This is a genomic window from Mesorhizobium calcicola, from assembly GCF_042682105.1.
In the GTDB taxonomy this organism is placed as follows: Bacteria; Pseudomonadota; Alphaproteobacteria; order Rhizobiales; family Rhizobiaceae; genus Mesorhizobium; species Mesorhizobium calcicola.
This window is the reverse complement of sequence record NZ_JBHUGY010000009.1, coordinates 137801-144397: the sequence shown is the minus strand read 5'-3', so window position 1 is coordinate 144397 and position 6597 is coordinate 137801. Positions and strand designations below refer to the sequence as shown.

Sequence of the window (6597 nt, the reverse complement as noted above, 5' to 3'; positions counted from 1 at the left end):
GCGTGGCGGCATCGAGATCGGAGCCGAACTGCGCGAAGGCCGCCATTTCGCGGTACTGCGCGAGCTCGCCCTTGATCGAGCCGGCAACCTGCTTCATCGCCTTGATCTGCGCGGCCGAGCCGACGCGGCTGACCGACAGGCCGACGTTGACGGCCGGACGGATGCCCTGGAAGAACAGGTTGGTTTCGAGGAAGATCTGGCCGTCGGTGATCGAGATCACGTTGGTCGGGATATAGGCCGACACGTCGTTGGCCTGCGTCTCGATGATCGGCAGGGCGGTCAGCGATCCGCCGCCCAGATCGTCGTTGAGCTTGGCGGCGCGCTCGAGCAGGCGCGAGTGCAGGTAGAAGACGTCGCCCGGATAGGCTTCGCGGCCCGGCGGGCGGCGCAAGAGCAGCGACATCTGGCGATAGGCGACGGCCTGCTTCGACAGATCGTCATAGCTGATCAGCGCATGCATGCCGTTGTCGCGAAAATATTCACCCATGGTGCAGCCGGCGAACGGCGCCAGGAACTGCATCGGCGCCGGGTCGGACGCGGTGGCGGCGATGATGACCGAATATTCGAGCGCGCCGCGCTCTTCCAGCACCTTGACGAACTGCGCCACGGTCGAGCGCTTCTGGCCGACGGCGACGTAGACGCAGTAGAGCTTTTCCTTCTCGGGGCCGTTATCGTGCACCGACTTCTGGTTGAGCATCGTGTCGAGGATGATGGCGGTCTTGCCGGTCTGGCGATCGCCGATGACCAGCTCGCGCTGGCCGCGGCCGACCGGGATCAGCGCATCGATGGCCTTGAGGCCGGTCGACATCGGCTCGTTCACCGACTTGCGCGGGATGATGCCGGGCGCCTTGACGTCAACGCGCTTGCGCTCGACCGCCTTGATCGGGCCCTTGCCGTCGATCGGATTGCCGAGCGCGTCGACGACGCGGCCGAGCAGGCCGGGGCCGACCGGAACGTCGACGATGGCGCCGGTGCGCTTGACGATGTCGCCTTCCTTGATGTCGCGGTCGGCGCCGAAGATGACGACGCCGACATTGTCGGCTTCGAGGTTGAGCGCCATGCCGCGGATGCCGCCGGGGAATTCGACCATCTCGCCGGCCTGGACATTGTCGAGGCCGTATACGCGGGCGATACCGTCACCGACGGACAGCACCTGTCCGACTTCGGAGACCTCGGCCTCCTTGCCGAAATTCTTGATCTGGTCTTTCAGAATTGCGGAAATTTCCGCGGCGCGGATGTCCATCAGCCGACCTCTTTCAGTGCAAGCTTGAGCGAATTGAGTTTGGTTTTGAGCGACGTATCGATCTGGCGCGAGCCCATCTTGACCACCAGTCCGCCGAGCAGCGACGGATCGACGGTGACGGAGATGGCCACGTCCTTGCCGGCAACGCTCTTCAGCGCCGCCTTGAGTTCGGTCTGCTGGGCATCGGTCAGCTCGTGCGCCGACGTCACTTCAGCAGCGGTCTCGCCACGGTGTTCGGCGGCGATCTGGCGGAACGCCCTGATCATGCCGGGGATGGCGAACAGCCGGCGATTGCTGGCGACGACGCGCAGGAAATTGCCGGCGAGGCCGACAATCCCGGCCTTGTCGGCGATCGCCGCGATGGCCTTGGCCTGGTCCTCGCTGGAGAACACCGGGCTGTTGATCAGCCGGGTCAGGTCGGCGCTGCCCGCGAGCATCGCTTCGAAGCTGTTGAGGTCCGCCTCGACCTTGGCCACGGAATTTGCCTGCAGGGCGAGTTCGAACAGCGAACCCGCATAACGTTCTGCGACACCTGAGATTGGCGATGACGATTGAGCCACGGACCGTCTTTTCTCTTGTCTGACAGGCCGCAGATTGTTTGCGCGAGCAAAAACTCTGGCTAAATCTTTGACCTTACTGCATTTTTTCAAGCACGGAGACGCGGCTTCCGCTATCCCCGGCCGAAAGTCGATTGCCGTCTAGCACAGGCATTTTAAGACCGCAATGCGTCGTTCCGCATGGTTTTCAGGCACTATTGTCGCATCCGGCGAAAGTCACCCGTCTTCGGCCCCGGAATACCGGGGATTCAGGGCAGAAAGCCGAAGGCAAAGGCGAGCGGCAACGCCGCCAGCACCAATTCCACCACAATGGAAACCCAATTGAAAGGCGTATTGGCGCCATCCGACATCATCGACAGCAGCCGGCCGAAGGCGGTGAACAGCCAGGAGAAGCCAAGCGTCATGTAGATCAGCGGCTGCGCCAGCAGGATGCAGCACAGGCCGACGCCCAGATAGAAGCCCGACATCCTGCCGCGCCCCTCGGCGATCGCCGCAACCTTCTCGGGCTTGACCTGCAGCCGCAAGATCCGGAAGGCCAGGCCGGGCGCCAGGAAAAACAGAAGGCCGAGCAGCGCGGTGACGACGGCGCTCGACCAGGCCAGCCATTCGCCCTGGCTCATTGGCCATGGAAACGCAAAATCCATCTTGTCTCGCCCCCCTCACAGCAATTCCGGATGCATTGAATGTCGCCCGCGAAGGAAGTCAAGCGTGCGGCCGGCAAGTCGGGGTTTCGGCAACGCCGCACTGGAAATACTGTCGCCTGATATGAGCCGCCCGCTTGGACGCGACGGCTTTGCGGCCGGTTGGACTGCTGCGCAAACACCCCCCGGACAAGAGCATCCCAGGTGCGATTTCTTCAACAGTATAGATCGCGCGCCTTGCCGTAACGCACAGTAAGTACTATGCTTCAAATGTTCCTTTCGTCGACTTCTTGCTTAGTTTAGCAATTTCACATGTTTCGCCATCACTTGTGAAATCTACACGGACGGAGTGCGGCAGGCAGGATCTCAAAATTCGGAGAAGATCATGCCGGATCTCTGTCGGGCCTTGCATCTGGCCAGCTTCTGGGTCGCTGCGGCAGCCCTTGTCGGGATCACGCAGGGCGCACGCGCGGGCTGTATCGCCGAACGGCCGACGGTCATGGCTCCCGCCGATCCTCTGGTCTGCCAGCAGCTCGCGGCCACGATCAGGAAGCCCTCGGCGCTGTCCCTGGGAGACTACGAGAACAAGCTCAACCAATATCTGGGCAGTTACTGTTATCGCGACGAGGCTGCCGGATGGGTGCACGACAAATATGTGCGCCAGGCCGGGCCGCGCATCGCGACCCTGGTCAACGGTGCCTGGCAGGGCAAGGATTTCGGAACCCATGCGCCTGTCATGATCTGGTATTCGCCTGACATGATGGACTGGCTTCGCAAGAATCGTTCGGCCGGAGGCGAGGTCGATCATCCGCCGCCGGTTCCCGACGGCGCCATCATGGTGAAGGAGATGTTTTCTGAGCCGGCGTCGGATTGCCGGACGGTCGATCCTCTCAGGCTTTTTCCAACCAGCGGCGCCGCGATCATGATCCGCGATGCCAGCGCCTCTTACGACGGCTGGTTCTGGGGCTGGTACGGCTTCGGCAGCCAGAGCGGCTGGACTCCGGATTGGCCAGCCCTGCCGGCCGACAACAACAGCATGCCCAACATGGGCTTCGCCCAGTACTGCATGAACTGCCATGCCTCGGCGGCCGACAATCTGACCTTCGCCTCTCCCAAGAATGCCGCGGGCGAGCCAGGCAAGCCGCTCAACTATCTCGCACAGGATTTCTTCACGGGAGCGCCGGCAGAGACCTTGCACCAGACCGTCGTTTTGCCGGTCAATGCCAACCCGCGTCTTGGCCAACCGCTCTACAGTCCGAACGCCGACGTGATCGCCGCGTTGCAGGCCTATGTCCGCGAGATGCCGACCTATGAGACCGTCTCGCGAATGCCTTCCGAAACCTACGACAACACCTGGGTCGGAGCCAAGGGTCCCGATGCGTCCGATACGTTCCTGACCTCGAGCCAGTGCCTCGGTTGTCACGATGCCGGCAGCACCGGGTTGCAGTTCGACATGACCAGGCCAAACCCGCATGGCGATGGCATGATCAATCTGTCGCCACTGGCGACCTGGCGAACCTCGCCGATGGGGCTGGGCGGCCGCGATCCGATATTTTTCGCGCAGCTGGCCAGTGAAACGCAAAGCTTTCACCCCAAAATGTCCGGTGTCGTGCAGGACGTTTGCCTTGGCTGCCATGGCATCGCCGGAGAACGGCAGTTTCACATCGACGAGAAGGCGCGCTCGGGCAAATGCGAACTGTTCTCGCGCGACATGGTCGATGCGACGCCCTGGCCGGCCGACAATCCGAGTGCCGCGCACGCCAATTACGGCATGCTTGCCCGCGACGGCATCACCTGCACCTCCTGTCACCGCATGGTGCTCAACACCAAGGCCAGCGGACCGCTCGCCGATCAGCCGCAGAACGCCTGCGTCGACGAGCGGCAGGCGCTGCTCAATCCGCATGCGACCGGTTTTGCCAAGACCTTCACCGGCAGCTTCATGGTCGGTTCGCCCGAAACGCTCATCGGCCCCTTCGAGAAGCCGGAAGCCGGGCCGATGCATACGGCGCTGGGCATCAAACCGGTCCACGACGCCACGATCATGAGCTCCGAGGTTTGCGGGACCTGCCACACGGTTCATTTGCCGGTTCTGCAGGGCACCAACACATTGGCGCACATCTACGAGCAGACGACCTATCCGGAATGGGCGTTCAGCGCCTATCGAACCGGCAGCAGCCCGGATGGACCGCTCCCGCTGGGCGCCGGCGCCACGCCGCGCAGCTGTCAGGGGTGTCACATGTCATCGACGGAACCGGACGGATCGCCGACGATGAGCAAGATCGCCAGCATCCAGGAAAATCTGAATTTCCCGCAGACCGAGTCCAGCAACGCACCGGATCTTTCGGTCCGCGAGGGATTTGCCCGCCACACGCTCGTCGGTCTCAACGTCTTCCTGGTCAAGATGGCACAGCAGTTTCCCGATGTCTTCGGCATCAGGACGCGCGATCCGATGATGGGCAAGAAGGCTCTCGATCCTCTCGTCCTCACCGAGCAGGCGATGCTGGACCAGGCGTCGCAGGCAACCGCCACCGTAGCCATCAGCGATCTTGCCATGACCACCGAGGCGCTCGATGCCAAGGTGACGGTGAAGAACCTGGCCGGTCACAAGTTCCCCTCCGGAGTGGGTTTCCGGCGCGCGTTTCTCACCTTCAGCGTGCTCGACCAGAACGGCGAGCAGCTCTGGGTCTCCGGTCGTACCAACGCCGCCGGTGTGATCGTCGGTGCCGACGGCAAGCCGCTTGATGGCGAGCTTTGGTGGAAGGACGATTGTTCCGGCCGCGTCCATCCCGGCGAACGGCCGCATCAGCCGCATTACCAGAAGATCACGCGACAGGATCAGGTTCAGATCTACCAGGAACTGGTCTCCACGCCGCCCGCCAATACGCCCAATCCAGTGTGCAATGCACAGTCGAAGCCGGAAGGCGAGCTAACGACCAGCTTCCTGTCGATCTGCACGGAGGTGAAAGACAACCGGATATTGCCGGCTGGCTTCCTGCCGGTTGAAAGCCGGCTGGAAATCGCCAAGGCATTGGGCGCGGATGAGGAACTCGCCGTCGATGTCGGCACCACCGCCGTCGAGGACGATCCCGACTATATCGAGGGCGGCAGCGACACGCTGAGTTACTCGATACCGCTTGCCGATTTGCCGAAGGGCACACACCCCGCCAGCATCGAGGCGGACCTCTACTACCAGGCGACGCCTCCGTCCTATCTGCAGGACCGGTTCTGCACCGCCAAGGGCCCTGACACCGACCGCCTGTATTTCCTGGTCGGGCATCTCAACCTCGCCGGCACGCAAGCGGACGGGTGGAAGCTGAAAGTGGTCGGCAGCGGAACTGTCGCCGTCCAGCCCTGACCTCTGTCTGACGCAATTCCCCAGGGAAAGCGCTCCGCGATTTTCCCGGGAAAACCGCCTCACACTTTTCCTGGAATTGCTTCAGGGCAGCATGAACGCCACCGCCGCCTCGGCATGGATCCGCGTCGTGTCGAAGACCGGAATGTCGAAGTCCGGCTGGCCGATCAGCATGGTGATCTCGGTGCAGCCCATGATGACGCTGTCGGCGGCCTCCTCGCGGCGCAAGCGCTCGGTCTCGGCGATATAGGCCGCTTTCGAGGCTTCGGTGACGACGCCCTGGCACAGTTCCTCGTAGATGACGCGATGCACCATGTCGCGCCCGGCTTGATCCGGCACCACGGGTTGAAGTCCATATTTGTCGGCGAGCCGGCCCTTATAAAAATCCTGCTCCATGGTGAAACGCGTTGCCAGCAGCGCCGGACGCTGCATACCGGCGCGCTTGACGGCGACCGCGGTGGCATCGGCGATATGGATCAGGGGGATAGACACCGCCGCCTGCACCTGGTCGGCCAGTTTGTGCATGGTGTTGGTGCACAAAAGCAGGCCTTCCGCGCCGCCTGCCTCGAGCTTGCGCGCGGCGTCAGCCAGAAGCACGCCGGCACCATCCCAGTCGCCGTGATGCTGCCGCTCGGCGATCTCGGCGAAATCGAACGACCACAGCAGCAGCTTTGCCGAATGCAGCCCGCCGAGACGCTCGCGCACGATCTCGTTGAGCAGGCGGTAGTAGATGGCGGTCGATTCCCAACTCATGCCACCGAGAAGGCCGAGGGTTTTCATGTGATCTTCCTGTCTTGCCGGCTT

At 62.8% G+C, this 6597-nt stretch carries 5 protein-coding genes; 1 reads left to right on the top strand and 4 read right to left on the bottom strand.

Features of this window, described 5'->3' with window-relative positions; genetic code table 11:
• The 3 genes from atpA to ACFSQT_RS05470 all read right to left on the bottom strand — a co-directional run.
• The coding region (gene atpA / locus ACFSQT_RS05480; protein ID WP_379017346.1) for a F0F1 ATP synthase subunit alpha at nt 1-1243 on the bottom strand (1243 nt) is incomplete at its 3' end.
• Nucleotides 1243-1803, bottom strand: coding sequence for a F0F1 ATP synthase subunit delta (locus ACFSQT_RS05475; protein ID WP_379017345.1), 561 nt, complete (start codon nt 1801-1803; stop codon nt 1243-1245). The genes ACFSQT_RS05475 and atpA, both read right to left, overlap by 1 nt.
• A 245-nt stretch (nt 1804-2048) precedes the next feature.
• Complete coding sequence (locus ACFSQT_RS05470) at nt 2049-2444, bottom strand: AGROH133_08824 family phage infection protein (RefSeq protein ID WP_379017344.1); 396 nt, start codon at nt 2442-2444, stop codon at nt 2049-2051.
• Between the two features lie 382 nt (nt 2445-2826).
• Between ACFSQT_RS05470 and ACFSQT_RS05465 the strand changes: the two genes are divergently transcribed.
• A complete protein-coding gene (locus tag ACFSQT_RS05465) occupies nt 2827-5796 on the top strand; it encodes a hypothetical protein (RefSeq protein WP_379017343.1) in 2970 nt (989 codons plus the stop codon).
• Between the two features lie 81 nt (nt 5797-5877).
• Here the strand turns inward: ACFSQT_RS05465 and ACFSQT_RS05460 are convergent, their stop codons facing one another.
• Entirely contained in the window at nt 5878-6573 is a 696-nt protein-coding gene (locus ACFSQT_RS05460) for an aspartate/glutamate racemase family protein (protein ID WP_379017342.1), read from the bottom strand.
• Nucleotides 6574-6597 lie beyond the last annotated feature (24 nt).